Source organism: Undibacterium sp. RuRC25W (assembly GCF_049339825.1).
Lineage (GTDB): Bacteria > Pseudomonadota > Gammaproteobacteria > Burkholderiales > Burkholderiaceae_D > Undibacterium.
Map to the genome: position 1 here is coordinate 1 of NZ_JBMPPD010000046.1, position 26,391 is coordinate 26,391.

Annotated in this window: 20 protein-coding genes, 6 tRNA genes and 1 pseudogene; 23 read left to right on the top strand and 4 right to left on the bottom strand. The window is 44.0% G+C overall.

What is annotated here, in order from left to right:
- The 11 genes and pseudogenes from ACO0KV_RS16685 to rfbD all read left to right on the top strand — a co-directional run.
- Window positions 1-109 (top strand): annotated as a pseudogene (locus ACO0KV_RS16685) (IS5/IS1182 family transposase); the annotation flags it as partial.
- A gap of 44 nt (window positions 110-153) precedes the next feature.
- Entirely contained in the window at window positions 154-1,518 is a 1,365-nt protein-coding gene (locus tag ACO0KV_RS16690) for an O-antigen polymerase (RefSeq protein WP_423044032.1), read from the top strand.
- A complete protein-coding gene (locus ACO0KV_RS16695) occupies window positions 1,515-2,606 on the top strand; it encodes a glycosyltransferase family 4 protein (RefSeq protein ID WP_423044034.1) in 1,092 nt (363 codons plus the stop codon). Before ACO0KV_RS16690 ends, ACO0KV_RS16695 begins: the two co-directional genes overlap by 4 nt.
- Before the next feature lie 13 nt (window positions 2,607-2,619).
- Complete coding sequence (locus ACO0KV_RS16700; protein ID WP_423044036.1) at window positions 2,620-3,750, top strand: glycosyltransferase; 1,131 nt, start codon at window positions 2,620-2,622, stop codon at window positions 3,748-3,750.
- 157 nt (window positions 3,751-3,907) lie between these two features.
- A complete protein-coding gene (locus ACO0KV_RS16705) occupies window positions 3,908-5,032 on the top strand; it encodes a glycosyltransferase family 4 protein (protein ID WP_423044038.1) in 1,125 nt (374 codons plus the stop codon).
- A 344-nt stretch (window positions 5,033-5,376) separates the two neighbouring features.
- On the top strand, window positions 5,377-7,794 hold the full coding sequence (locus ACO0KV_RS16710; RefSeq protein WP_423044040.1) for an SLBB domain-containing protein: 2,418 nt from the start codon (window positions 5,377-5,379) through the stop codon (window positions 7,792-7,794).
- A 2-nt stretch (window positions 7,795-7,796) separates the two neighbouring features.
- The gene (locus ACO0KV_RS16715) at window positions 7,797-9,038 is read left to right on the top strand and encodes a GumC family protein (RefSeq protein ID WP_423044042.1); all 1,242 of its coding nucleotides are present in this window, start codon (window positions 7,797-7,799) and stop codon (window positions 9,036-9,038) included.
- A gap of 153 nt (window positions 9,039-9,191) precedes the next feature.
- Complete coding sequence (rfbB, locus tag ACO0KV_RS16720; protein WP_423044044.1) at window positions 9,192-10,259, top strand: dTDP-glucose 4,6-dehydratase; 1,068 nt, start codon at window positions 9,192-9,194, stop codon at window positions 10,257-10,259.
- Window positions 10,256-11,152, top strand: coding sequence for a glucose-1-phosphate thymidylyltransferase RfbA (gene rfbA, locus ACO0KV_RS16725; protein WP_423044045.1), 897 nt, complete (start codon window positions 10,256-10,258; stop codon window positions 11,150-11,152). The genes rfbB and rfbA overlap by 4 nt, the downstream gene beginning before the upstream one ends.
- Window positions 11,153-11,155: 3 nt before the next feature.
- Window positions 11,156-11,701, top strand: a complete 546-nt coding sequence (gene rfbC, locus ACO0KV_RS16730) for a dTDP-4-dehydrorhamnose 3,5-epimerase (RefSeq protein WP_423044047.1) — start codon at window positions 11,156-11,158, stop codon at window positions 11,699-11,701.
- A complete protein-coding gene (rfbD, locus tag ACO0KV_RS16735) occupies window positions 11,698-12,615 on the top strand; it encodes a dTDP-4-dehydrorhamnose reductase (protein WP_423044049.1) in 918 nt (305 codons plus the stop codon). Before rfbC ends, rfbD begins: the two co-directional genes overlap by 4 nt.
- A 148-nt stretch (window positions 12,616-12,763) precedes the next feature.
- On the opposite strand, the gene ACO0KV_RS16740 is transcribed toward rfbD, so the two are convergent.
- Window positions 12,764-13,480, bottom strand: coding sequence for a hypothetical protein (locus ACO0KV_RS16740; protein WP_423044050.1), 717 nt, complete (start codon window positions 13,478-13,480; stop codon window positions 12,764-12,766).
- A gap of 302 nt (window positions 13,481-13,782) precedes the next feature.
- Between ACO0KV_RS16740 and ACO0KV_RS16745 the strand changes: the two genes are divergently transcribed.
- The 8 genes from ACO0KV_RS16745 to ACO0KV_RS16780 all read left to right on the top strand — a co-directional run bounded on the left by ACO0KV_RS16745 (window position 13,783) and on the right by ACO0KV_RS16780 (window position 17,208).
- On the top strand, window positions 13,783-14,727 hold the full coding sequence (locus ACO0KV_RS16745; RefSeq protein ID WP_423044052.1) for an RluA family pseudouridine synthase: 945 nt from the start codon (window positions 13,783-13,785) through the stop codon (window positions 14,725-14,727).
- Window positions 14,728-14,781: 54 nt separating this feature from the next.
- Window positions 14,782-14,858: transfer RNA gene (locus tag ACO0KV_RS16750), tRNA-Pro, on the top strand.
- 104 nt (window positions 14,859-14,962) lie between these two features.
- Window positions 14,963-15,039: transfer RNA gene (locus ACO0KV_RS16755), tRNA-Pro, on the top strand.
- A 239-nt stretch (window positions 15,040-15,278) separates the two neighbouring features.
- Window positions 15,279-16,673, top strand: a complete 1,395-nt coding sequence (gltX, locus tag ACO0KV_RS16760) for a glutamate--tRNA ligase (RefSeq protein ID WP_423044054.1) — start codon at window positions 15,279-15,281, stop codon at window positions 16,671-16,673.
- 77 nt (window positions 16,674-16,750) lie between these two features.
- Window positions 16,751-16,826, top strand: a tRNA-Ala gene (locus tag ACO0KV_RS16765).
- Window positions 16,827-16,862: 36 nt separating this feature from the next.
- A tRNA-Glu gene (locus ACO0KV_RS16770) sits at window positions 16,863-16,938 on the top strand.
- A gap of 66 nt (window positions 16,939-17,004) precedes the next feature.
- Window positions 17,005-17,080, top strand: a tRNA-Glu gene (locus ACO0KV_RS16775).
- A gap of 52 nt (window positions 17,081-17,132) precedes the next feature.
- Window positions 17,133-17,208, top strand: a tRNA-Glu gene (locus tag ACO0KV_RS16780).
- Between the two features lie 75 nt (window positions 17,209-17,283).
- On the opposite strand, the gene ACO0KV_RS16785 is transcribed toward ACO0KV_RS16780, so the two are convergent.
- The gene (locus ACO0KV_RS16785) at window positions 17,284-18,336 is read right to left on the bottom strand and encodes a sulfate ABC transporter substrate-binding protein (RefSeq protein ID WP_423044056.1); all 1,053 of its coding nucleotides are present in this window, start codon (window positions 18,334-18,336) and stop codon (window positions 17,284-17,286) included.
- A gap of 244 nt (window positions 18,337-18,580) precedes the next feature.
- On the opposite strand from ACO0KV_RS16785, the gene ACO0KV_RS16790 reads away from it, so the two are divergent.
- On the top strand, window positions 18,581-20,167 hold the full coding sequence (locus ACO0KV_RS16790) for a thioredoxin family protein (RefSeq protein WP_423044058.1): 1,587 nt from the start codon (window positions 18,581-18,583) through the stop codon (window positions 20,165-20,167).
- 120 nt (window positions 20,168-20,287) lie between these two features.
- Here the strand turns inward: ACO0KV_RS16790 and ACO0KV_RS16795 are convergent, their stop codons facing one another.
- Both ACO0KV_RS16795 and ACO0KV_RS16800 read right to left on the bottom strand, forming a co-directional pair.
- On the bottom strand, window positions 20,288-22,492 hold the full coding sequence (locus tag ACO0KV_RS16795) for a TonB-dependent receptor (RefSeq protein ID WP_423044060.1): 2,205 nt from the start codon (window positions 22,490-22,492) through the stop codon (window positions 20,288-20,290).
- A 218-nt stretch (window positions 22,493-22,710) separates the two neighbouring features.
- Window positions 22,711-23,082 carry a hypothetical protein gene (locus tag ACO0KV_RS16800; protein ID WP_423044062.1) on the bottom strand — a complete coding sequence of 124 codons (372 nt, stop codon included), beginning with the start codon at window positions 23,080-23,082 and terminating at the stop codon, window positions 22,711-22,713.
- Window positions 23,083-23,555: 473 nt separating this feature from the next.
- On the opposite strand from ACO0KV_RS16800, the gene ACO0KV_RS16805 reads away from it, so the two are divergent.
- Genes ACO0KV_RS16805 through ACO0KV_RS16815 form a run of 3 tightly spaced genes read left to right on the top strand, consistent with a single transcriptional unit; the run spans window position 23,556 to window position 26,133 of the window.
- Entirely contained in the window at window positions 23,556-24,599 is a 1,044-nt protein-coding gene (locus ACO0KV_RS16805; RefSeq protein WP_423044064.1) for a methionine ABC transporter ATP-binding protein, read from the top strand.
- Complete coding sequence (locus ACO0KV_RS16810) at window positions 24,599-25,258, top strand: methionine ABC transporter permease (RefSeq protein ID WP_423044066.1); 660 nt, start codon at window positions 24,599-24,601, stop codon at window positions 25,256-25,258. Before ACO0KV_RS16805 ends, ACO0KV_RS16810 begins: the two co-directional genes overlap by 1 nt.
- Before the next feature lie 50 nt (window positions 25,259-25,308).
- Complete coding sequence (locus ACO0KV_RS16815; protein WP_423044068.1) at window positions 25,309-26,133, top strand: MetQ/NlpA family ABC transporter substrate-binding protein; 825 nt, start codon at window positions 25,309-25,311, stop codon at window positions 26,131-26,133.
- Window positions 26,134-26,391: the final 258 nt, after the last annotated feature.

The following is a 26,391-nucleotide window of genomic DNA, read 5'->3' on the forward strand; positions in this document are numbered from 1 at the left end:
CTTTGCTCACATCAAACAATTTAGGCGGGTTGCAACGCGATACGACAAACTCGCTGAACGATTTGCTTCATTTGTGGCAATTGCAGCTTCGATGCTTTGGTTAAAATAAATGTCAACACGCCCTAGTGAAGTGATTAAGAATTGAGAAATCGTATGATGCAAAAAGCCAATAATTGCTTGGCCCTTATTGGGATACTATCATTTTTGATTCCAGTAATTTATATTTGTAACTACCTGAACAAAAATGAAGAATTGAATTTTTTTTATGCAAATGCGTTAATCTTAATTGGATTGTTTGCGATATGTATTTCGTATTATGAAGCTAATACATTCTTGTTTTCATCTGGTTTCTGGTTTTGCGTTACCATCATTTTTTATATCGTACTTAAGTCGATTCAACTGATGCTCAATGATGAGAATCTAAAAGAATTAAATAGGGCGCTATGGGCATGTGTAGTATTTGTTTTTGTTTATGCTTTTGTATTTCGACTTGCAAAATCAATAAAATATAAAGTCCATAATTACGATTTCGATATTGCAGCCAAAAAAGCGAAATTTTTGTTTATAGTTTTTTTGGTTTTTAAATCATTTAGTTTCTATATAGTACTAAAAAATTTAGGGTCTAACGTTTTAGATGTATCTGCTGAGACACAAAACCAAGGTGCGGCTTATATTTATAGAATTCCAATGGTTGTTAATACTATAATGATTTGCTTTATGGTTACGTATTTCCGCTCTAAAACCAATAAGAAATATGTTTTTTATACGGTTGCGATTTTTATAGCCGAAGCGTTAATTAGTAGTAGTCGATACTCTTTAATTATTTTAGCTTTTTGGTTCATGCTGCTTTATCACCAATACAGACGTCCAATACGCATTAGAACTCTATTTTTATCTTTTATACCATTAGCTTTGCTTTCTGTAATTTTTGGGTATATGAGAAATATTGAAATTGGTTCTTTGGATATTTTCCTTAAAGTCGCAAACGTGTTGTTTGAAGAACCTAAACTGATCATCGATTTATTTTTAGGACGACTTGATATGCTCCCTCAAATAGAAAAGGGTATTGATATTTATGAGTCCGGTCAGATTCATACTATGTATGGTCTGTCGTATATATATTCGTTCTTGCACGCCATTCCACGTAATTTATGGGATGGAAAGCCTCTTTTAACTGCGGCTTTGCTAACGTCAATCACGCACCCCGCAGAATTTAACGATGGTGTAAATTTATATCCATCTGCAATTGTTGAAAGTATATTTAATTTTGGATGGTTCGGTTTATTGATCAGTTCATCTATGATGGCTGTTTTGGCCTCTATCTATGATCGTCTCTTGATGGGTAAAAGGCTATACTACATTGTATGGTCTTACCTATGTTTAACTTTTCCAATGGGACTATTCAATGAAGGTTTTCACAGCAACTATGTAGCTAATACAATTTACGTCACTATTTTATTTTCAATTCTCTGGTCATTCATGCGCTTATCAAGATGTGTAGTTAGGATACGAACATGAGTACCATATACTTAAATGGTAAATTTTTAAAACAACGTACAACGGGTGTTCAAAGATTTGCTAGCGGGATTTTATTTGCCTTAGATAAAAGTTTGTCTGAGGTCCCTTCAAAAACTAAACTTGTTTTACTTACTCCTCACGGAGTTCCATTTTTAGAATTAAAAAATATTGAGCAACGTAGATGTGGAGGGAGACGAATTTCATTATTTTTGTGGGAGCAGGTCGTCTTACCTTTTTGTTCAAGAGATGGTTTATTGATAAATTTATCTGGTTCTGCGCCACTTTTCGGTGGTGCTTGTCTTCAGACCATTCACGATGCTGCAATTTATGATCATTACCGTGCTTACTCTAGACTTTTTGTTGCGTGGTATCGGTTGCTCTTTTATGTTGTTTCTCTGAGAGCAAAGCTCCGTATGACGGTTTCTTATTTTTCTGCTAGGGAACTCAATCTTCGAATTCCTGGTGTAAAGTTTAAGGTGCTTCCAAATTCTGCTGAGCATATTAGTTTAGTTCCATCTGATCATAATGTATTAGATCGCGTAGCGATTAAACAAAAAAAATTTTTACTCGCGGTTGGTAGCATGAATCCAACGAAGAACATTGAACGCTTAATTCGCGCATACAGCTCGTTGAAATTGAATGAGGAGATATCTCTTGTAATAGTTGGCTCACCAAACTCGCGTGTTTTTTCTGGAGTTGATATTTCAGAAAGTAAAATACCTGGGGTGCTTTTTACGGGGCCAATTTCTGATTCTGAACTACGCTCTCTTTACGAGAGTGCGCTAGCTTTTGTTTTTCCGTCATTGTACGAAGGATTTGGGATTCCACCGCTAGAGGCAATGGTGTGTAGAACTCCAGTAATTGCTTCTAATGCAGCTTCTATTCCGGAGGTCTGTGGTGATGCTGCTTATTATTTTGATCCTTTAGATATTGAGCAGATGTCCAGTGCTATTCATAGAGTGATTAGTGATTCAGATCTTCGTTTGAATTTAATTAAAGCCGGTGAGCATCGCTGTCGCCAGTTTTCTTGGTCAAGATCCGCTGAGTTACTACGCTCGTACCTCTCCGATTCGCATTTTATGGTTTAAATTGATGCACGAAATGTTTAACATAGTTCATTTTGGGAAATATTATTTTCCTGACAGTGGTGGCATAGAAAGTGTGACTGCTAGCTTGGCAAAAGGGGCGGTTGAAGCTGGACACGACGTCACCGTGGTATGTTTCAGTAAGAAAGAGATGCTAAAAAGAAATGAAATCTTAGATGGTGTTCACGTCGTTAGAAATGGGTGTTTCATTGACGCATCTTCTCAGCCAGTTGGTTTTAAATATATTCTCAATTGTATAAATATCTCTCAGCGTGCAGATATTGTACACTTACATACGCCAAATATGCTGGCTGCTCTATGCGGAGTGTTTTTGCCAAAAAAAGTTAAATTGCTTGTTCATTGGCATAGTGACGTCGTGGGGAAAGGATTGTTGGGTTGGTTATTAGCCCCTCTTGAACGTATTCTTTTGAAAAGAGCAGATTGTATTGTTGTTACATCGCCAGTTTATGCAAATTCATCTATTGTACTCAGACCATTTTCTTCAAAAATAAAAGTAATACCAATAGGCGTTCCTGATGCCCTAAGAATGGATGCTAATGTCGATGTCGGTAACGATTTGATTAATAAATTGAATGGTAAGCGAGTTGTTTTATCTGTTGGTCGTTTGGTGCCCTATAAAGGCTTCGATATTTTAATAGAAGCAGCGAAAATTTTCCCAGAAGATGTGATGGTTGTGATTGTGGGGGGAGGGGCGCAGGAGCGCGAACTAAAAAAGAAAATCTATTCGGCCAATCTAGAGAATAGTGTATTGCTTGCAGGTAGAGTTGAAGATCAGACTTTGAGTAGACTTTTCCAAGTTGCCGACTTATTCTGTTTGCCTTCGATTGAAAGGTCTGAGGCATTTGGAGTTGTTTTACTTGAGGCTATGAGTTATGGGCTTCCAATAGTCGCAACCAATATTGTTGGATCTGGTGTTCCCTGGGTAAATTTACATAATACAAGTGGTCTTAATGTTACCGTTGGTGATGCTAAGGAGCTAGCTTCAGCGTGTATGCAAATACTAAGTGATACAGATACATCGACAAAGTTTTCTGTTGGCGCGAGAAATCGCTACTTAAAAGAGTTTACAGAATCTTTATCAGTAAAACGTGTACTCACAATATACGAAGAATTATCTGGATCTTAATTGGCGATTTATTACTAGTTATTATTGGTTTGCTTACTTGTCAAAAAATAAATTTTGGTGGCAATTGAAATCTTCATCCGTGCCGTATTTCTTTTTATTTAGATAGATTAAGAAGAATTTAGGTTAAATTAAAATTTTTATTAAACTTTGTCTATCTATGCATAAAAGAGAATTTGACAAATTAGCAGGTGCCTTCCCGCATTTGGTAATCGATGCGAGACCATTAAATGGAACCAATAATGGAATTGGTAGATATGTCGACCAATTTGTAAGACAGTTGCCTGAAGTGACTGATGCAACAATTACATTAATTTCAAATCGAACAATTACGACAAGCACTCCATTGCCGAAAAGGATTAATCAGCTTATTGATAATAAGTACTGGGTAAATGTTCCAGGCACAATTTGGTTTCATTTAAGGGCTGAAAAGATTGCTGCTGAGCTCAAATGTACACATTTTTTGGGCACGCAACATGTTTTGCCGCCAGTTTCTGATTCGGGGATCCATAAAGCCGTAATAATTCATGATTTGGTATTTCAAAAATTTCCTGAGACTATGCAAATTGGAAATCGTCTAGTTAGTTCTTTTTTGGTACCACGATCTATTCTAAATGCTGATTCCATTTTTTGTGTTTCAGATACAACTCGGACTGATTTATTGTCGAACTTCCCTGTCGAGTCTGCGAAGGTGAGTGTTGCTTATCCAGGCTGTAGTTTCGGTGCTGAAAAAAATAGTATGTCAAATACTAATCGCGGTCCGTTACGTTTTCTGGTTGTCGGTTCACTTGAACCTAGAAAAAATCTTGGTGTCTTTTTGCGAGCTTTTATGCAAATGAGACTTAATGGACACGACTTTAAACTAGACCTAGTCAGTGGGAGTGCTTGGGGTAAAACACTGACAACTGAGTTGGTTGAATCAATAGAACTTGATTCAAATATATCTATATATAAAAATATTTCTGATGTCGAACTACAAAGTCTGTACAGGTCTGCAGATTTTTTAGTATTTCCAAGTATTTATGAGGGATTTGGCTTGCCACTTTTAGAGGCCATAGACAAGTGTGCCATCATTGTCAATGAAATCCCTGTATTTAGAGAAATTGGTGCGCATATTGATAATGTAATTTATGTTGATTTTAATAAAAGTGAAGATGAAATTTCCTCTAGTTTCGCATTATTGAACCGAAGTCCACCAGCGAGATTCCGTACCCGATCAGATGTCGAGTTATTTACTTGGAACAAATGCGCTAGCTCAATCGTAAAGGGAATAGGTATTGGGTAATTTATTGCAGTTGCAGTGATGTGTATTTTTGTTATAAGTCTTTCAAGTATGTGTGATTTTACTGTAATTGCATATTTGTATTTAGAGAATACCTTTGCTCTAGCATTGCTGATATGACATGATTAACTGTTTTTAGATATATAACTTTTTTCTATTGAGCTGCACATGTTTTATTTTAATCAAATCGAGGTTGACTAATTAAATTTGAGTTTTTGTACTTATCTTGGTATGACTCAGAACCTAGGTATAATCTTCACCCCTAATTTAATCAGACACCACAGTCATGTGGAATGATTGTCGATTACACATATAAATTTTTTAAGTACTTACCTATGCATCGAAAAATGAAAAGCACACTTCCAATTTTTGCTATTTTTGCAGCTGGCAGTGTTCTTGCGCAGCAAGCTGATCTGCAAAGTAATCAACAGGATGCAAAGTTAACGGCAGACTACATGAGCAATGCAAACGGTATCGCGCGCTCATTAAAAATTAATAATCAGCCAAGTAGCCCATATAACTCTCTGCAAAATAGGAGCGATATTGATGAGAAGGGGCAGATTAGCCGTTTAATGGAAAATAAAAAAGCAGAAAAAAGCGAATTCCAAAATTTCATTAAATACGCGACAGGCAAGAGTTTAGCCTTGTTCGGCAGTGAGTTTTTCTCCAATACCCCATCGACGTTTGCGCCATTACAAAATTCACCTTTGCCCTCTGAATATGCACTTGGCCCGGGTGATGAGGTCATCGTTCGTGCCTGGGGTAGTGTTGATATCGACTATCGTGCTACGGTTGATCGTAATGGTGTGATTAACATCCCGACCATTGGCGCAATCACCTTGGCAGGTGTCAATGCTGGCGATGCTGAGAAAGTAGTAAAGTCTTCTATCGCTAAGTTATACCGTGACGTTGCTGTGAGCGTGAGCTTTGGTCATTTGCGTGCGATGACAGTCTATGTGGTCGGCCAGGCGAAGAAACCTGGCTCCTATACAGTATCAGGATACTCTACGCTTGTGACTGCACTGTTAGCCAGTGGTGGGCCAAATGCAACGGGTTCGATGCGTAACGTTCAGGTTAAGCGTGCTGGTAAAACGGTGGGTACGTTAGACATGTACACGTTTCTTGCGAAAGGCGACAAGAGCAATGATGTGAAACTACAAGACGGTGACACCATTTACATCCCACCTGCGGTCGGCCATGTCGCTTTGATGGGTAAGGTGAATGTACCTGCTATTTATGAACTGAGGTCTGCCAATGAATCTATCTCGACTATCCTCGATCTAGCTGGTGGTTTGCCGGTCGTGGCAGATCCTCGTCGTGCATTCTTAGAGAGAATTGAGCCAAATAAATCTCAGCCACGTAGCGTGGAAGACTTTGCCTTGAATAAAGTTGGCCTAACAAAAACACTGAAGAACGGCGATATTCTTACCGTAACACCAATTACGCCAGAATTTTCTAACGCAGTCAGTCTGCGGGGGAACGTTGGTCAGCAATTGCGGGTGCCTTTTAAGCAAGGTATGCGGATTCGTGATTTGATTCCTAATCGCGAGGTGTTGATTACCCGTGCGTCGATTGAGCGTCAAAACTTTGAAGGTAATTATGAGGAGGGGCGTGTTGGTAATCTTACCGGTAATCCTGATGGTAGTTTCGATGGTAAACAATCGCGTCGGTCAAATGATGATGCCGAGACGGTTGATGCGAAAGGCAGCAACGCAAATGGATACAATGATAATACGCGTGTCATTGCTAGGTCGACAGAGTCAATCTCTGCACGTATTGGTAACCTGATTGATGACGTCAATTGGGATTATGCAGTGATTGAGCGCATTGACCGAGAGACTTTGAACGTGAGTTTAATCCCGTTTAATTTAGGTAAGGCGATGGAAAATCCGGCAAATCCGGATAACGTGATGCTGCAACCGGGCGATTCTGTCACGGTGTTCTCCCAAAACGATATTCAGGTACCGATTGCTAAACGCAAAGTCTTTGCTCGCGTTGAGGGCGAAGTTAATGTACCAGGTGTGTATCAAATGTCGCCGGGTGAGACTATCCAATCGTTGATCGCTAAAGCAGGAGGAACGACGGCTAATGCTTACTTATTTGGTACAGAGTTTTATCGCGAACAAGTACGTAAAGAGCAGCAAGCTAATCTAGAAAATGCAGTGCGCCGTTTAGAGTCACAAATGCGTTCAGAGAATGCAAAAGCGGCAGCAAATGATCCAGGCACAACAGATGCAGCAACAGCCGCCACTAAGTTAAAAGCTGCCAAAGAGTCGAGCGACGAAGCCATTGCCAAAATGAGGCAACTGAAAGCCAGTGGCCGGATCTCGTTTGGTTTGGCGGCAAATGACGAAAACTTTGATAAGTTACCTGTGCTTAAACTAGAGAATGGTGACCATTTAGTTGTTCCGAGTCGTCCTGATTTTGTCCATGTATTTGGTGCAGTGAATCAAGAGTCGTCAATGATCTGGCGCAAGGGCGGCTCCGTAGGTAAGTACTTGGCGGACGCTGGCCCAACATCAGAGGCTGACTTAGAAAACGTCTTTGTCTTACGTGCTAACGGCACTGTCTTGTCTGCCACTGGGCGCGGATGGTTCTCTAGTGTGAATTCTGCAGAATTAATGCCTGGCGACAGCATTGTTGTTCCTGAAAAGCTGAATAAAGAGTCTGCGTATAAGGCCTTTACTAACGGCTTAAAAGATTGGGCGCAAATTCTTTCTGGATTTGGTATTAGTGCAGCAGCAATTAAGAGTTTGAGACAATAAGTATGACGACAATTAATCACGAGCAACCAACGTTCATCAATGAAGAGGATGAGGAGGATGGCATCAGTATCATGGATATTTTGCTGACGCTGGCTAAGCATAAGAAGAAAATTATTGCGTATCCGATTGCCTTTGGTGTCGCAGGCTTGGCGATCAGTATGGTGTTACCTATTACCTACCGAGCAAATACAAACATATTGCCGCCACAGCAAAATCAATCAACGGCTTCTGGAATGTTGAGTCAGTTAAGCGGCTTGGCTGGCGGTGCGGGTGCGGCGTTGGGAATTAAGAGTCCAAATGATCTTTATATTGCGTTACTTAAAAGTCGCTCGTTGACCGATAAATTGATTCAGCGTTTCGATTTGCAGAAACGTTACGAGGCAAAATTAGTCGAAACAACTAGAAAGGAGCTGGAGGGTAAGTCGAACATTGCCTCAGGTAAGGATGGTCTTATTACAATTGATGTTGAAGATAAAGACCCAAAAATAGCGGCGGCAATCGCTAATGCCTATGTCGAAGAATTGACCGTGTTAACCAGTAAATTTGCATTGACCGAGGCTTCTCAGCGCCGCGTATTTTATGAAAAACAACTCGAACTTGCTAAAGATAAAATGATTGCAGCTGAAACTGCGTTGTCTTCAGGAATTGATAGTAAAGGTATGATGAGTGTTGATGCACAAAGTAAGGCAGTTTTGGAGACGGTGGCGCGTTTGCGTGCGAATATCTCTGCCAAGCAAATTCAACTCAAAGCGATGCAAGCATTTGTTACGCCGAATAACACGGAGTACAAGCGTGCTAATCAAGAGTTGCTAGGGATGCAAGATGAATTGTCAAAGTTGGAGAATGGTTCTAATACGCACAGCGCTTCCAAATCTGATACACGTACTAACTTGCCAGAAATATCTACAAATTCAAGCAAGGTAGCAGAGCCAGGAGCGAGCAACATTCAGTTATTGCGTGACGTCAAATATTATCAAATGCTTTACGAAATGCTGGCAAAACAGTACGAGGTAGCACGTTTGGATGAGGCGAAGGATATCCCTTTAATTCAGGTATTGGATAAGGCGGTTGAGCCTGAACGTAAACTTAAACCCCAACGTGCTTTGATTACAATCGCCGCATTTTTTTTCGGTTTAATCCTGGCCATTACTGCCTCTTTTTTATCCGAGTCTATGAATGAGCCGAAGTCTGAAGAGCAAGCTGAAAAGTTACGTCAATTGAAGCGCTATTTGAAGTTTTCTTGATTGGAAGCTGAAAACTTTTTGGGAATCTTTCTGCCGATGTCTAAATAGCCTGTTGCGAAATTATAGGCTATTTTATGGGCCGATAGTTGCCTATTGGTTAATATGTATTTTTAACATTATGATGTTTTTAATTTGATTATTTAGGACTTTAGTATGATTTTTGTAACTGGCGGCGCAGGTTTTATCGGCGCAAACTTCGTGTTGAGCTGGCTGGCGCAGTCTGATGAGTCAGTCTTGAATTACGATAAACTGACCTATGCTGGAAATTTAAATAATCTCACCAGTCTGAGTAACGATGATCGTCACCTGTTTGTGCAGGGTGATATTTGTGATGGTGAAAAGTTGGCAGCCTTGTTTGCTGAACATCAGCCACGCGCTATTCTTCACTTTGCTGCTGAAAGCCACGTTGATCGTTCTATCCATGGTCCGGCTGCGTTTGTCACTACCAACGTGAATGGCACATTTACTTTGTTAGAAGCTACCCGTGCTTACTGGAACACGCTTGATGAAGGTAAAAAGGCAGCTTTCCGCTTTTTGCACGTATCGACAGATGAGGTGTACGGCACCTTGTCTGCGGAAGATCCACCGTTCACTGAGACCACGCCTTACGCACCGAATAGCCCTTATTCCGCCTCGAAGGCGGCATCAGATCATTTAGTGCGTGCGTATCACCATACCTATGGTTTGCCTGTATTGACGACCAATTGCTCTAATAATTATGGCGCTTATCATTTTCCTGAGAAATTGATCCCACTGATTATTACGAATGCGCGTGCAGGTAAAGATCTGCCGGTCTATGGCGATGGTCAGCAGGTACGTGACTGGTTGTATGTGACGGATCACTGCGCTGCGATTCGTCGCGTTCTCGAGGCTGGACGTTTAGGTGAAACCTATAACGTTGGAGGCTGGAACGAACAAACTAACCTTAGCGTTGTGCATACTATTTGTGATCTGCTCGATGAGTTGCAGGCAAAACCACAGGGTAGCTATCGTGACCAGATTAAGCACATCACAGATCGCCCGGGTCATGACCGTCGTTATGCGATTGATGCGCGCAAAATTGAGCGTGAACTTGGATGGAAACCCGCAGAAACTTTCGAAACAGGCCTTCGCAAAACCGTTGAATGGTATCTCGCGAATGATGCATGGGTCGCGCAGGTGCAATCTGGCGAGCACACGAAATGGGTCGATCTGCAATACAAAAATAAGGAACAAGCATGAGTTTTACGCCATCATCCCGCAAAGGGATTATTCTTGCCGGCGGTTCTGGTACTCGCCTGTATCCGGTCACTAAAGCAGTCTCTAAACAACTGTTGCCGGTCTATGATAAGCCGATGATCTACTATCCACTGACATCGTTGATGTTAGCCGGTATGCGTGACATTCTCATTATTTCTACGCCGCAGGATACACCACGTTTTGTGGAGTTGTTGGGGGATGGCTCGCAATGGGGTATTAATCTACAGTATGCAGTTCAGCCATCACCAGACGGACTCGCGCAGGCATTTATCATCGGTAAAGAGTTCGTCGGAAATTCCCCGTCAGCGTTGATTTTGGGGGATAACATCTACTACGGCCACGATTTCGAGCCGCAATTACGTAATGCAGATGCACGTAACCAAGGCGCAACGGTGTTTGCTTATCATGTGCATGATCCAGAGCGTTACGGTGTGGTGGATTTTGATGCGAACAAGCAAGCAATCAGTATCGAAGAAAAGCCTCTCAAACCAAAATCCAATTATGCTGTAACCGGCTTGTATTTCTATGATAATCAAGTTTGTGATATCGCGGCTAACATCAAGCCATCTCCCCGTGGCGAGCTGGAGATTACTGATGTTAATAACGTGTACCTCAAGCAAGGTGAACTCAATGTGGAATTGATGGGGCGTGGCATGGCCTGGCTTGATACGGGTACTCACGAATCATTATTGGAAGCCGGGCAATTTGTAGCAACGATTGAAAAGCGCCAAGGTCTCAAAGTAGCTTGCCCAGAAGAAATCGCGTTCCGTCGTAATTACATCACAGCGGCTCAGCTAGAAGCATTAGCTCAACCTTTGAAGAAAAATGAATACGGACAATATTTGCTCCGACTTCTTGAACAAAAGACTTTTTAAGTTATGAACGTTATTTCAACCAATTTGCCAGAAGTAGTCATTATTGAGCCAAAAGTATTTGGTGACGATCGCGGTTTTTTTTACGAGAGCTTTAACGCAAAAAAATTTGCTGAACTAACCGGTGTAGATTTGCCTTTTGTACAGGACAATCACTCGATGTCGGCAAAAAATATTTTACGCGGATTGCACTATCAGATTCAACAGGCGCAGGGTAAGCTCGTGCGTGTGGTGTCTGGCGAAGTGTTTGACGTTGCCGTTGATTTGCGTAAAAGCTCACCACGCTTTGGCCAGTGGACTGGCGTCACTTTATCGGCGAGCAATCAGCGTCAATTGTGGATCCCGCCAGGTTTCGCCCACGGCTTTGTCGTCACCAGCGATAAAGCAGAGTTTCTGTACAAGACAACCGATTACTGGGCGCCAGAGCATGAGCGTAGCTTAATGTGGAATGATCCCGCTATTGGCATTGAATGGCCTGTTACTGAAGCGCCAGTATTGTCCGCTAAGGATCAAGCCGCTAAACTATTGGCGGATGCTGAGGTTTTTGCATGAAGATTTTGCTCACAGGTACAACGGGGCAGCTTGGCCACACGTTGCTGCCACTATTAAGCCAGCATCATGAAGTGATTGCGCCAACCCGTGCAGAACTTGATCTGAGTGATGCCGTAGCGATCGCGGCTTTTGTCGGTGATTGTAAGCCAGACCTTATCATTAATCCTGCTGCTTATACCGCGGTGGATAAAGCCGAAACTGAACTGGCGTTAGCGCATGCAATCAATGGTGTTGCTCCTGGAGTCTTCGCCGAACAAGCGAAGAAGCTGGGAATTGGTTTGATCCATTATTCGACAGACTACGTCTACGATGGCAGCTTACGCCTTGCCAATGGCGACTTGGTTTCCTATACAGAAGATGCTGCCACCAATCCGCTCAATGTCTATGGAAAGACCAAGCTAGCGGGCGAGCAGGCGATTATCACGAGCGGGTGCCAGTATCTGATCTTCCGTACAAGCTGGGTGTATTCAACGTTTGGTAAAAATTTCTTACTGACCATGCTACGTTTAGCGAATGAGCGAGACGAGTTGCGGGTGGTGAGCGATCAATGGGGTGCACCAACCTCTGCCGACAGTATTGCTAGTACTACTGTCGATATCGTCGGGCAATTATGTCAATCCAATGATGCTGCGCAATGGTGGAAAGCACATCAAGGGATTTACCATTTGACGACCAAAGGTCGTACGAGTTGGTGCGGTTTTACCGAAGAAATTTTGCGTCAGGCTACAGTCTCTGGACGCTTGAAAAAAACAGCGCCAATTGTGACAGGTATCCCAGCGATAGACTACCCGACACCAGCACAAAGGCCAGTCAACTCCTGTCTTGACACAACCCGACTGGTCCATGCATTTGGTATATCAGTTCCGACGTGGGAAGTTGCATTGGCGACGTGTCTAGCGCCAAAACAGAAATAATCATCAGCTAAGTAATCAAAGCCTGACCCAGAATAATTCGGGTCAGGGTGAGTTATAAAGTATGTGCTCAAACTGATTGATGAGTGCCTCTGATGAAAGGATATGTTAGGGGCAAAAAATCATCGGCAACTCTCCACCCCAATTTCACTTAGGCTGATGTCTTAACTACGTTGCCGGTATTTGTTGCCCCCTGAACGTTATTGCTCAGATTCTGTAAGAACGTTGTGAGGCTTGCTCCGCTACCCGATTGTCCTTCTGCTGCTAATAGATTACTGAAGCTCGATTGCAGCGCATCGATCGCAGAATTGGAGCTGCTTGATGTGCCGCTGCCTGTGCTTGTACCGGTGCTGCTAGAGCTTCCACTGCTACTGGTAGCGCCTAATTGCTGAATCAAGCCTTGCAGGCCACTCTCAAGTTGGCTTACGCCGCCATGGTGGTGATGGTGACTGCCACCACTGCCACTCGCGCTTGCTACAGCGCTGGGTGACGTTGTGCTTGAGGATGTATTTCCGGCGGTGCCGCTGCTTGATTGTGTGCCATTCTGCGCTTGCAGTGCTGCAAACAAACTTTGCGCGAACGCAGAGAGTGCTTGTTGTGTTGATTCTGTGCCTGATGTTGATCCGGTCGATGCGCTGCTAGATGTTGTCCCAGATGTTGCTGTTGTTCCCGATGCGGTAGATGTAGCAGATGCGGATGAACTGGCACCCAATGACGCAAGCGCTTGACTGATCGCATTGGCGAAACGGCTTTCACCACCGCTACTGACGCCTTGTGTTCCGTCATCTTGATCGGAATCATGACGTTGACGGCCAAGATATTGAGTTTGAGCAACTGCCGAGCTTGATCCTAGTGATGAGATTGACATGGTGTGTCCTTTGAATTGTAGGTGGTACGCCGCTCAAAAAAGTTCAATGGGGGCTTCTTAACGTTATACTCAGCTTATCGGAACTTTAATTCAAAGAATAGAGGGGTGTTTTCATTTATCTTGTATGTACATGTATCGTTGAGCGACAATGCCTTATATTTCGAAACATGTTGCAAGAAAATGATATTTTTCTGTGGGGAAAAATCTGTGTCATTGCTTTGGTGTAAGCGTGAGTCCTCGGTGTGTTAGTTCAATGCCCCCGTTTAATTTAATGTAGTAAAAAAGATCTTAAATTCCTTGTCATGTCTGCAGCTCATTTACACCATCCACCATTGCCCGTTCGTGACGGTATCGCTCCAAGCTATATATGGCTGCCTGAGGGGCAATGGATCAATCTTATTTCATTTTTAACGTCGTATTTCCCTGATGTGGGTGAATCGATCTGGTTAGAGCGGATGAAAAAAGGAGAGGTTGTCGATCAGGCGGGGCGCTTGTTAAGTCAAGATAGTGCTGTGAAGCGTGGAATGTGTATCTTTTACTATCGTGAAATAGAGTGCGAGACTGCGATCCCTTTTAACGCTGAAATTTTGCACAGAGATGAACATTTGCTCGTCGTGGACAAGCCACATTTTTTGCCGGTAACCCCTGGTGGTCGTTTTTTACGCGAGACGTTGTTAGTGCGGTTAAAAAAGCAGACGGGCTTGCAGCACTTAACGCCGATTCATCGACTCGATAGGGAGACAGCTGGCGTTATGCTGTTTTCTCATAACGCTGCAACACGCGGGTTATATCAGACGCTGTTTCAGCAACGGGTTATCAAAAAAATCTATCATGCGTTGGCGCCAACTTTACCTGATCGTACTTTCCCTTTAGTGCATCGTAGTCGCATGGAAGAAGGCGGAAGTTTTCTGGTGATGCAGGAAAGTGAAGGTGAACCGAATTCTGAGACGCTGGTCGAAGTCCAGGCGAACTTTGGAGACCTTAGCCTTTACCGTCTTACCCCCTTGACTGGTAAAAAACATCAATTGCGTCTGCACATGACAAGTTTAGGCGCAGCTATTCTTAATGATAGTTTTTACCCCGACGTTTTACCATGCAAGGGCGATGACTTCTCCGCACCTTTGCAATTATTAGCTAAATCAATTTCGTTTATCGATCCAATTAGCGGTGATGCGCGTCATTTTAGCAGCCAACAGGAACTCAAAAGGCCTGATAATGCGCACCGATCAGTTGGTGGCATCCGATAGCCGACTGACAAATCTATTGACAGGGCAGCCCCTGCCAGCTATGATGTTGGTCTTCGGAGTGTGGCGCAGTCCGGTAGCGCACCTGGTTTGGGACCAGGGGGTCCAAGGTTCGAATCCTTGTACTCCGACCAGAATTAAAAAACTATTACAAACAGTAGTAGTTAAAAATAAGTAATCAGTAAATTTTTATAAAATTTACGTCATTAATTAGCAAAGCTAGTTAAATTAAGTTTTTCGGAGTGTGGCGCAGTCCGGTAGCGCACCTGGTTTGGGACCAGGGGGTCCAAGGTTCGAATCCTTGTACTCCGACCAAAATTAAAAGGATTGTTGATTAATTCAATAATCCTTTTTTCATTTTTCTTCTGCTTAATCTTTTCTATTGATTTTCCTCCAGTCGATCATGAGGTCTTCGTGGCCCTTTCCATTGCTGTTTGTTTAGCTTAGTTACCATCATCGCGTGTAAAACGGTAAAATGCTGGTTTTAACTTTATCCGCATACAGATGTTGCTTGTTTGTAGGTTTTACAGGTAACACGCGGTGCAATTCATCTCATGACAGTTCGTACCCGTTTTGCTCCTAGTCCTACTGGCTATCTTCATGTTGGCGGTGCTCGTACCGCTTTGTTTAGCTGGGCATTTGCCCGCCATCATGGTGGCACATTTGTGTTGCGTATTGAGGATACTGATCTGGAGCGCTCAACGCCGGAGGCGGTGCAAGCGATTCTGGATGGGATGAATTGGCTTGGCCTCGCGCATGATGAGGGTCCATTTTATCAAATGCAACGGATGGATCGTTATCGCGCAGTGCTGGCAGACATGTTGGCAAAAGGCACGGCCTATTATTGCTATTCTTCTTCTGAAGAGGTTGAGGCAATGCGTGAGCGTCAGCGTGCTGCTGGCGAAAAACCTCGCTACGACGGCACGTGGCGACCAGAGGCCGGTAAAGCCTTGCCTGTAATTCCTGCAGATCGTCAACCAGTCATTCGTTTTAAAAATCCCTTAGAAGGCGACGTTAGCTGGAATGATGTAGTCAAAGGGCAGATCACGATCAATAATCGCGAACTAGATGATTTGGTGATTGCGCGTCCAGACGGTACGCCAACGTATAACTTCTGTGTAGCAGTAGATGATTGGGATATGCAGATCACGCATGTGATTCGCGGTGATGATCACGTCAACAATACGCCACGTCAGATCAATATCCTCAATGCATTGGGTGCGTCATTGCCGCAATATGGCCATGTGCCGATGATTTTAGGTACTGATGGTCAGAAATTGTCCAAGCGCCGTGATGCAGTGAGTGTGATGGACTACTTCGACAAAGGCTATTTGCCCGAGGCGATGCTAAATTATCTTGCACGTCTTGGCTGGAGTCATGGTGACGATGAGATTTTTAGTATGGAGCAAATGTGTAGTTGGTTCGATCTGACGCATTTGTCGGGTTCTGCGGCGCAATTTAATCCAGAAAAATTGGCTTGGATTAATAATCACTATATTAAGGCCGCTGACAATCAACGTCTGGCTGATTTGGTGCGGACGCAAATGCAGAAAGAGGGTGCTGAATTTGTTGGGGCGCCAGAGTTGGCTGCAGTCGTCGCTTTGTTTAAAGAACGCGCCAACACCACGGTAGAGTTAGGTAACGCGGCAATGCTGTTTTATCGTCAACCTGCGGCAGAAACTACCTTGTTACAACAGCATGTAACAGATGCGGTCTTGCCAGCGTTGCGTCAATATGCAGATGCTTGCAAAACAGTTGAGTGGAATAAGGCGGCGTTGTCTGCCGCCTTAAAACAAGTGTTGGCAGATCATGGTTTAAAGATGCCGCAATTAGCAATGCCTTTGCGTTTGCTCTTGACGGGCCAGTTGCAGACCCCTTCTATTGATGCTGTGGTTGAATTATTTGGTCGCGAAGTTGTTTTGCAACGATTAAATGTGATTGCTGCATAAGCATTAGCGTAGTTTGCCATGGTAGAGGGCTTTACATTGGCGCGTTCATCCCCTATAATCTCGCTTCTGTTCTGCAAGGGGGTATAGCTCAGCTGGGAGAGCGCTTGCATGGCATGCAAGAGGTCAGCGGTTCGATCCCGCTTACCTCCACCACGTAAGCGTGGATGCGTCAGAACAGTAATACTTACTGTCCCCATCGTCTAGAGGCCTAGGACATCACCCTTTCACGGTGAGTACAGGGGTTCGAATCCCCTTGGGGACGCCAATAAATTTTATTGCGGACAGTAAGTAAAAGCAGTTGCAGCATAGGTCAGTAACACGGACAGAATATGTCCCCATCGTCTAGAGGCCTAGGACATCACCCTTTCACGGTGAGTACAGGGGTTCGAATCCCCTTGGGGACGCCAGCTTTACCATTTGCACTGATGCAAATGTAGGTCAGTAACAAGGACAGAACATGTCCCCATCGTCTAGAGGCCTAGGACATCACCCTTTCACGGTGAGTACAGGGGTTCGAATCCCCTTGGGGACGCCAAGTAGAAATAAAAAAGCCCGCTTTGCGGGCTTTTTTATTTTTCAGGGAGTGAGTTCATGACCATCTTTGTGACCATCACTTTTTGCTTTGATAAATCTTGTCAAATTCTGCTCCATCATCAAAATGTTTTTTCTGCGCCTGCTTCCAGTCACCAAAAACTTCATTCAGTGTAAACAAGTTCACGGATTTAAAATTAGCTGCATATTTTTTTGCCACTTTATCTGACCTCGGACGGAAAAAATGTTTCGCTGCAATCTCTTGCCCAGCATCAGAATATAAAAATTGCAGGTAAGCAGTTGCTACCTTGCGCGTTCCAATTTTATCAACGACTTTATCGACCACCGCGACCGGTGACTCGGCCAAGATAGAATATTTGGGGTAGACGATATCGTAATTGTCGCCAAATTCTTGTCTGACCAGTTGCACCTCATTTTCAAACGTGACTAGTACATCACCGATCTGGCGCTGCGTGAACGTCGTCGTTGCACCACGTCCGCCAGCATCTAATACCGGAACATTCTTAAACAAACGTCCGACTAGATCTCTTGCCTGCGCCTCTGATCCGCCATTTTTAATGACGGAGCCCCATGCTGCTAAATAGGTATAGCGCCCATTTCCTGAGGTCTTTGGGTTTGGCACGATCACTTGAATGCCTGGCTTGCCAAGATCGTCCCAGTTGGCAACATGCTTAGGGTTGCCTTTGCGGACCAAGAAAACCATGGTCGAGTAAAAAGGCGCTGCGTTATTTGGAAAAGCGGCTGACCAATTTGGAGATAGTAAGCCCTTATCCGCGATGGCGTCGATATCGCTGGCCTGATTCATGGTGACAACGGACGCATTAAGACCATCGATCACGGAGCGTGCTTGTTTGCTTGAACCGCCATGTGATTGATTAATCACGATGGATTCGCCGGTATTTTTCTTCCAATCGGCGACGAACGCTGGATTGACTTCTTTAAATAATTCACGCGTAACGTCATAAGAGGCATTGAGTAAAGGTTCTGCGGCCTTTGCTGTTGGAATCGCACTCAGGCAGGCAATAGTGATGCCAGCGAACATGCTCAGTGCAAGACGACGCGGATGCGCTTTAGTGATCGTTGTGGATGTCAGAGGGGGATTTTTTTTCATGGCGGTAAGTACTCCTGTTTTGATTGTCATTATCTTCCTCATAAGTCGTCGTTTTGCCAAGAACAATATTCTTCTATCGTTAGATGATTTTCGCATTTGCTTTCTAATACACATCAACAGCAACATGTTGAAAGAAAAAATCTATATGGATAGTTAAAAACATTCTATGTTGGTCATTTGAAAAAATATTTTCTTTTTGCTGACTTTGTTACACTGTGAGCCTCTTTTTGAAGATTGACGTGTTATGAAAACTCATCCCTCATTTTCAGTAAAACTGGCGGTAAAGCTATTAGTGGGTGTCTTTGTTGGCGTCGCTTACATGCCTTCGTGTTTTGCGACTGAATCAGCGCCCAATCCACAACAGGCAGCGCATGCCGGTGGCATCGAATGGCGAAAAGACAATAATCTGGACGCCGCATTTGCGCAGGCCAAATCCAGTAATAAACCTTTATTTCTTTATTGGGGTGCGGTCTGGTGCCCGCCTTGCAATCAGGTTAAGGCAACGATTTTTAACCGCCAGGAATTTATTGAAAAATCCCGTCACTTTGTTCCCGTCTATCTTGATGGAGATAGCCCAGGCGCACAAAAATTTGCTGCCCAGTTCAAAGTGCGTGGCTATCCGACCATGATCCTTCTCAAGGCTGATGGCACTGAAATTACCAGGCTCCCTGGTGAGGTCGATTCTGAACGGTATTTACAAGTACTGATCCTGGCATTAAATACTTCAGTTTCGGTCAATGATACGTATAAATTCGCGATGGCTGGATCGAAAAATATGAAAGCAGAGGATTGGCGCTTATTAGCAGATTACTCTTGGGATGATCCAGACCAAAAGTTGGTGAATGCAAAAGAGGTACCTGCTACTTTGCTACGCTTGGCTGACGCCTGTACACCCGGTGTAACAGCGACGCGTCTGTATTTGAAGGGGCTCTTTGCGCTGGCGACCGCCGAGCCTGCGGCAGTAGCAGTGGTGAAGCTGGATAAGGCACAAGCACTGGTTAAATTGTCGAAAGCATTGTCCGATCCTAAGGTCGCTCACGATAATCTCGATTTGGTCACAGGTGCGGCGGCAGAATTAACGAGTTATCTGACAGCAGTACAATCGCTACAGCGTACAAAATTTGTCACCGTCTGGAACCAAGCTCTCTCGAAACTATCCGACGATATGACGATTTCTAAGGCAGATCGGTTGGGCGCGGTTATCGCGCAAGTTGCGTTGGCGAAACTAGACAACGCGAAGATCAGTCCCGCTTTACAGGCGGAAGTAAAAAGACGTGTGCTCGCTATCGATCAGGCAACCACTGATGCTTATGAGCGTCAGTCTGTCGTGCACTCTGCGGCAGAGGCCTTGGGTAGCGCTGATTTGCTGGACGACTCGGATGCGTTGTTAAAGGCGGAACTTAAGCGCTCACATTCTCCATACTACTTTATGTCTACCTTAGCGAATAACGCCAAAAAACGCGGTGATAAGGCCGCTGCTTTGAGCTGGTACGGTCAAGCCTATGATGCCTCAAAAGGCCCTGCGACACGTCTGCAGTGGGGAGCAAGCTACGTGAGTAACCTAGTTGAACTCGCACCAGGTGAGGATGTGCGCATTGAACGTACTGTGACGACGATATTGACTGAGTTATCAAAAACCGAGAACGCGTTTTATGAGCGTAATCGCGCTTCGTTGGACCGGATTGGTAAGAAGCTGACCGAATGGAATAAGGATGGTAAGCATCAACCTGTATTTCAGAAAATACATACACAATTAGACGGTATTTGCGCAAAATTGCCAGTTGGCGATCCGCAAAAAGCGACTTGCCAGTCAGTCTTAAATAAGTCCTGATTATTAAGTCTTGATTATTAAGTCTTGATCAATACGTTCTCATTAATAGGATCTAGACAAAAAATGCGACCGACTGGTCGCATTTTTTTCATACATCGCTATGATAATGATCCCAGCATGTTAGAAACTGGTGGAAATGCCTGCGTATAAAGTACGACGTGCCCCATATTGTGGTGCACCAACACCCACACCAGAGCCATCGCGAAGCAGGTAAGACTTATCAAAAATATTGACGATTGAAAGCCGTCCCTCGATATCACCGATAGCCGTTTTTTTCCAATTATGAACGAATGCCGCATTAAAAGTTGTGTAAGGATCTAGCGCTGCGGAGTTAGGTGCGCCGCCATCCGGTGTTTTACGTAAGCCGCTTCCATATAAAAAATCGCCACTAATTTTAGAATCGCCAAAATGATAATGAGCGCCGCCAGACACCGTGTAGGTCTGATTGTGATCAACATAAATGTAATGGCTGGAGATATACGCTAACTCATCTGGCTGGAACAATGACTGACCAGAGATGATATTTGTTGCCTGCGCTTTTTGTAGGGAGGTGTTGAGGAACATGCCCCAGTTTTTCTCGTTATACACCGCCGATAACTCCAAACCTTTGGCAAAACCTTTTGCATAATTGAACGGCGACAAAATTAAGGCCTGACCAAATTGACCTTCATCGAGCATATTGGTGATATTTTTGTAATAGGCATCCGCAGTTAGGCTCAGATTCTCGTTTACCTTGTGGCTGATACCGACATCAAAATAATGCGTGCGTTCAGATTTGACGCTATCTGAAGTTGCAATTGCTGGCGCTGTTGTAGTGTTTGTGTACAGATTAATGCTCGCTTGCGATGCGAGTTCTTGCGGTGGTGGTGTGAAATAGCGCGAGTAGCCTGCATGGAAAGAGGTGGCGTCGCTGATTTTGTACGCCATGTTCAGACGTGGACTCCATTGCTGCTCTTCGACAAACGCAGAAACACGGTCAAAGCGTACACCATAATTGAGCGTCAGCGGATCAGAAATATGCCATTCATCTTGTACGTATAAACTATATAGTTGCCCTACCTTGCTAGAGTCATCAATGATAGTAATCGGCGTAGTTTGGGTTTGATTACCGTTGGCGTCTGTAGGGAAAGTTCCGACGGTATTATTACTTTCCGTCGTTTGACGTGTGTATGAAAAACCTGTTCTGAATGTATGCTGCTGATTGATTTTGTAGCTTACGTCGCCTTGCAGACCTGCGGACGAATTTGAACGCAGCGTATCAGAGGACACACCGTTATAGACCAAATCGCCTACTTGATCAGGTTTGTAATGAAGTTCGGAATATTGTTTAAATCCGGATAATTGAAAATTCAACGCACCGAGATTTTTTTGATATGACAGAACAACAAAACGATTAACCTCATGCTGGTTCTCATCCAGTTGTGACGAAGGTAACGTACTTGTACCGCTGGTCACATCACTGACGCCTGCCAATGAGAATCCGGGTGCTTGGGCTGGATTATTTGGAATCTGGAATTTACCGTTATAGGTGCCAAACATCATACCGAGACGGGTATCGTCATCCAGATAATAAGACAAGTTGCCAAACGATTTGGTTTGCTGTGTTTTATCGTGAATGGCATTTTTCAATGAAGTAGGGTTTTCTATGCCGAGGTCATTTGATAAATAACTGCCTGATAAATAGTAATTGAACGCCCCGACGGTCCCAAAAAACTCAGCGCTTGGACTGTAGTAATGATTGCCACCAACAAGGATGCCAACGCGTCCCCCTGGTGTTGTGTGACCCTCTTTAGTTTGAATGTCAACGATCCCTGCCGTGCGCAGGCCAAATTGTGCTGGTAGTGCGCCAGTCATAAAATCAGTTTCATCAATTTGGCGTGTATCAATGGATTGACCAAATCCAGAAATGCTTTCTGGAAGTTGGACGCCATTAATTCTGTATTGCACGTTGCCGTGGTCATCGCGAATATGTAGGCTACCAGATGCTTTCGAGTCTTGTGCCACGCCCGGTAACCGCAGGAGTACTTCATCAAACGGTGTTGAGTCACCTTGGCTCAATGCGTCTACCATATGCTTGTCTATGGAATAAACGGTCGTACCAATTTTTGGTGAGAGGGCGATACGTGCACTTTTTAAATGTGCTGAAGTGACTTCAACGGTGGAGATAGCTTGGTCAGTGGCGCCGCTGGAAGCTGATGCCGGTTCAGCGCTCGTATTATCGTTACCGGCGGCAACCGCATAGCCCGTCGCGGTTGCAAATAATCCAGCCAGAAGCATAGGGAGTGGTCGTAAGCGGAAAGAAGCTTGGAATGCTTGCGTTGTCATGGTGAACCTTTTCTTAAAACGATTTTCTATTCGATGTCATGCTAAAGGCGAGAGGACTGCTTCTGAAGAGCGCACTGTCTTGCCTGATGAAGGTTGTTTTGTATTGATGAGCTTTGTCGCTGTCACAGTATGAATAAGAGATCACGAATAAGACAGTAAGTGTCATATACGCCGCATTTTATGGATGCTTTATCTTAAACGTCGATCTGTGAAGCAGTTCAGGCGTTTGCTGGCGGGCCGCAGCTTGGTGGGAGTAATGTCGGTTGGCTGAACGCGATGTCATATACTTTATTTGCGTAGAGGGAGTACGCAAGTAGATGCAACATTACCAGCGGTAAGGCGCTCGGTGTGACGAGATCTAGTTTATCCGAAACGGCGCTACATAATGAGCAGGCCTGATCTTCAATTGAATTCGCGTGATGGTGGGTTGCTGCTGTTGAGATCAGTAGAATAAAACTGAGTGCTGCAAACAGGGCGACACCAGCTTTCCAGCTACGTGCGAAGACAGACCGCATCAAAGCCAGATGATGGCTTGGCTGTGCAGGTCTCTGTCTGTTCTGCACAGAAGGAGAAAAGGGGGCACGCAACATAAAAGAATAAAACTCCGGTGGTTATCACTCATGCAGTGTGATTCTCAGTGACTGAGAAAATTACTCGTCAATAAACGCTTCGCATCAGGATTTCGCGCAAGACAGGAGAAAGATTTTTTGGAAATCCGCTTCTATGATAACAAAAAATATCATGCGTAGCATGGACTGCGACGAAATGCCAAGCTGCACTTAGACCCTTGAAAGGACAGCGAGTTCCTTTTAGTTCAAAATAAATTCAATTAAATTTCGGTCATTTAATTGGGTTTCCTACTTTGCTTATTAAGGTTATTTCGTTCGACGAAACCTGCGCAAAATTTGGTTGAATTCGCTATCGGTTGATTGCATTGATGAATCCGTAAAAACCATCGGTCCTCTTTATATTTAATTCGAATATGTAAGTGAATTTATATGATTGGATGTAATGAGTCGTTTTAGATAAGATCAACGTCTGTGATTTTTTGGTGTAAATATCAGTGATACGTATTGAGCAAGTTCAAAAGTTTTATCAGGTAAATCGAGATGTGGTGGGGGTGCAAGTTCACGCCTTACGAGACATTAATCTACATATAGAACAAGGAAAAGTTTTTGGCATTATTGGTCGTTCAGGTGCAGGTAAAAGTACCTTGTTACGGACTTTAAATTTATTAGAGCGTCCATCTTCAGGAAAAATTCTGATCGATGGCGCAGATATTACGCAGTTCGGTGCAGAGCAACTGCATGCCTTGCGGCAGCGGGTGGGAATGGTATTTCAGCATTTTAATTTGTTGAGCGCCAAAACGATTGCAGAAAATATTGATTTTCCGCTCAAACTCGCTGGCAGCTATAGCAACGAACAGCGTCGGCAACGAGTCGATGAGTTGCTCGCACTCGTTGGCTTATCGGATCAGCGTGATAAATATCCTGCGCAACTTTCGGGTGGTCAGAAACAACGGGTTGGCATTGCGCGCGCGCTCGCGAACTATCCGACATTATTGTTGTGTGATGAGGCAACGTCGGCCTTGGACCCTGAGACTACGCAGTCCATTTTACGTTTGCTGTCAGATATTAATCAGCAATTAGGTTTGACGATTGTGTTAATTACCCATGAGATGCAGGTGATACGCACGATCTGTGATCAGGTCGCCGTCATTGATGCGGGCCACATTGTTGAAACCGGCGATGTGGCTGATGTGTTCCTGCATCCTCAGCATCCGATCACACAAAGCCTCGTGGCTGAAAATCAAGCGCTTGATCTTGACCTTGTGCAGTTACGTCAAGATCGTCAGCGTGGTGTGCTGGCACGTCTGACTTACGTTGGTGCGGCGGCGCACGAGCCGATTTTAAGTCGAGTTGCAGCGCAAACACAGCTTCAGATGGTGATCTTGCAGGGCACCATCTCGCGTATTAAAAGCACCCCTTATGGGCAATTGTTAGTAGAGTTGATTGGCTCTGCAGATGAAATTGATCGGGTACTAGCCTCTCTTCGTGCAGAAGAAGTGCGGGTCGATTTGATTGATGTAAGCGGAGGAGTGCAGTAATGGATTTTTCAAATATTGATTGGGAAGATATCGCCCAAGCGACGCTGGACACATTAACGATGACTGGGTGTTCGCTATTTTTTACCGTTTTATTGGGCTTGCCTTTAGGTGTGCTGTTGTTTGTGACAGGTAAAAAGCAATTGTTAGAGCAGCGTGGAATCTACGCGTTACTTTCTGTACTCGTGAATGTCTTGCGTTCTGTACCGTTCATTATTTTATTGATTGTATTGATTCCATTTACCTTGTTTTTGGTAGGAACGTCGCTCGGTGTACCTGGGACGATTCCGCCGCTCGTCATTGGTACGACGCCGTTTTTTGCGCGACTCGTTGAGAACGTTTTACGCGATGTGGATCGTGGCATTATTGAAGCGTGTCAGGCAATGGGCGCGAAAACGCATCAGATTATTATTCATGCGTTGTTGCCGGAAGCTTTGCCAGGACTGATTGCCGCAGCGACGGTGACAACGATTGCTTTGGTCTCTTACGCTGCGATGTCTGGGGTGATCGGTGGTGGCGGTCTTGGTGATCTGGCTTTGCGTTTCGGTTACCAACGTTTTCAGACCGATGTGATGGTGGTGACAGTCGCTATTCTGATTGTGTTAGTGCAGGTGTTGCAGTTCTCTGGCGATAAGTTAGTCGCACGATTTACCCGTAAGTAGTAGTTGCTGTTTTTTGCTGTTTTATCTCAATAAAAATAAGGATCACACCCATGAAGCTCTCTTTTCAACAAAAATTTCAACGTCGTCTGACGTTGGCAGCCGTTGCTAGCCTAACAGTTGCTGGCTTTTTAACGCCAGTTGCTGCATTCGCTAACGATGTGTTAACGATCGCAGCAAGCCCAGTGCCACACGCAGAAATCCTCGAATTCATTAAGCCACAACTAGCAAAAGAAGGCGTGGATTTAAAAGTTAAAGTATTTACTGATTACATTCAGCCCGCAGTGCAGGTCAATGAAAAACATCTCGACGGTAACTTTTTCTTGCATCAGCCATACCTGAACGAATTCAAGAAAAGCCACTCTAACGATATCGAAGTGCCAGTCGCTAAAGTACACGTAGAGCCATTTGCAGCGTATTCGTCAAAATATAAAAAAGTAGCAGATATTCCAAACGGAGCCACGGTTGCGATCCCGAACGACCCATCCAATTCAGGCCGTGCATTATTGTTGTTGGCTAGACAAGGTTTGTTGACATTGAAAGATCCAACGAATATCTCTGCAACAAAAAAAGATATCGTTGCTAATCCAAAAAATCTGAAATTTAAAGAGCTCGAGGCAGCAACATTGCCACGTGTATTGAATCAGGTTGACTTGGCGTTGATTAATACAAACTATGCGATCGAAGCGAAGCTCAATCCAGTCAAAGACTCTTTGTTTATTGAAGATGCCAATTCACCGTACGCTAACCTGTTAGTTGCACGTGAAGATAACAAAGATAGTCCAGCGTTTAAAAAACTGGTTGCTGCTTTGCATTCGCCAGAAGTGAAGAAATTTATCGAAGAAAAATACAAAGGTGCGGTCGTTCCAGCATTCTAACGTTGAAGATCGTCGTCAGTCAGATGGCATCTTAACGTAAATAAATCGCTCGTTCACTGCTGTGCATGGGCGATTTTTTTAATCTTATCGTCTGATGCCAAATAAGTTTCAGACGAAAAAAAACGCCGCAAAATGAACTGCACCCCAAAAGTTGGACACCCGTCCTAACTTTTGGGGTGTTTTCATGAGTAAATACACAAAGCAATTCAAACTGGCCGTTGTTAAACGGTATCAAGAAGGTTCAGCGGGTTATCAAGC

Bases quoted from the DNA above. Each gene is read 5' to 3' on its own strand.
- ACO0KV_RS16690 (WP_423044032.1), top strand. From the start codon at position 154: ATGATGCAAAAAGCCAATAATTGCTTGGCCCTTATTGGGATACTATCA.
- ACO0KV_RS16695 (WP_423044034.1), top strand. From the start codon at position 1,515: ATGAGTACCATATACTTAAATGGTAAATTTTTAAAACAACGTACAACG.
- ACO0KV_RS16700 (WP_423044036.1), top strand. From the start codon at position 2,620: ATGTTTAACATAGTTCATTTTGGGAAATATTATTTTCCTGACAGTGGT.
- ACO0KV_RS16705 (WP_423044038.1), top strand. From the start codon at position 3,908: ATGCATAAAAGAGAATTTGACAAATTAGCAGGTGCCTTCCCGCATTTG.
- ACO0KV_RS16710 (WP_423044040.1), top strand. From the start codon at position 5,377: ATGAAAAGCACACTTCCAATTTTTGCTATTTTTGCAGCTGGCAGTGTT.
- ACO0KV_RS16715 (WP_423044042.1), top strand. From the start codon at position 7,797: ATGACGACAATTAATCACGAGCAACCAACGTTCATCAATGAAGAGGAT.
- rfbB (WP_423044044.1), top strand. From the start codon at position 9,192: ATGATTTTTGTAACTGGCGGCGCAGGTTTTATCGGCGCAAACTTCGTG.
- rfbA (WP_423044045.1), top strand. From the start codon at position 10,256: ATGAGTTTTACGCCATCATCCCGCAAAGGGATTATTCTTGCCGGCGGT.
- rfbC (WP_423044047.1), top strand. From the start codon at position 11,156: ATGAACGTTATTTCAACCAATTTGCCAGAAGTAGTCATTATTGAGCCA.
- rfbD (WP_423044049.1), top strand. From the start codon at position 11,698: ATGAAGATTTTGCTCACAGGTACAACGGGGCAGCTTGGCCACACGTTG.
- ACO0KV_RS16740 (WP_423044050.1), bottom strand. From the start codon at position 13,480: ATGTCAATCTCATCACTAGGATCAAGCTCGGCAGTTGCTCAAACTCAA.
- ACO0KV_RS16745 (WP_423044052.1), top strand. From the start codon at position 13,783: ATGTCTGCAGCTCATTTACACCATCCACCATTGCCCGTTCGTGACGGT.
- gltX (WP_423044054.1), top strand. From the start codon at position 15,279: ATGACAGTTCGTACCCGTTTTGCTCCTAGTCCTACTGGCTATCTTCAT.
- ACO0KV_RS16785 (WP_423044056.1), bottom strand. From the start codon at position 18,336: ATGAAAAAAAATCCCCCTCTGACATCCACAACGATCACTAAAGCGCAT.
- ACO0KV_RS16790 (WP_423044058.1), top strand. From the start codon at position 18,581: ATGAAAACTCATCCCTCATTTTCAGTAAAACTGGCGGTAAAGCTATTA.
- ACO0KV_RS16795 (WP_423044060.1), bottom strand. From the start codon at position 22,492: ATGACAACGCAAGCATTCCAAGCTTCTTTCCGCTTACGACCACTCCCT.
- ACO0KV_RS16800 (WP_423044062.1), bottom strand. From the start codon at position 23,082: ATGTTGCGTGCCCCCTTTTCTCCTTCTGTGCAGAACAGACAGAGACCT.
- ACO0KV_RS16810 (WP_423044066.1), top strand. From the start codon at position 24,599: ATGGATTTTTCAAATATTGATTGGGAAGATATCGCCCAAGCGACGCTG.
- ACO0KV_RS16815 (WP_423044068.1), top strand. From the start codon at position 25,309: ATGAAGCTCTCTTTTCAACAAAAATTTCAACGTCGTCTGACGTTGGCA.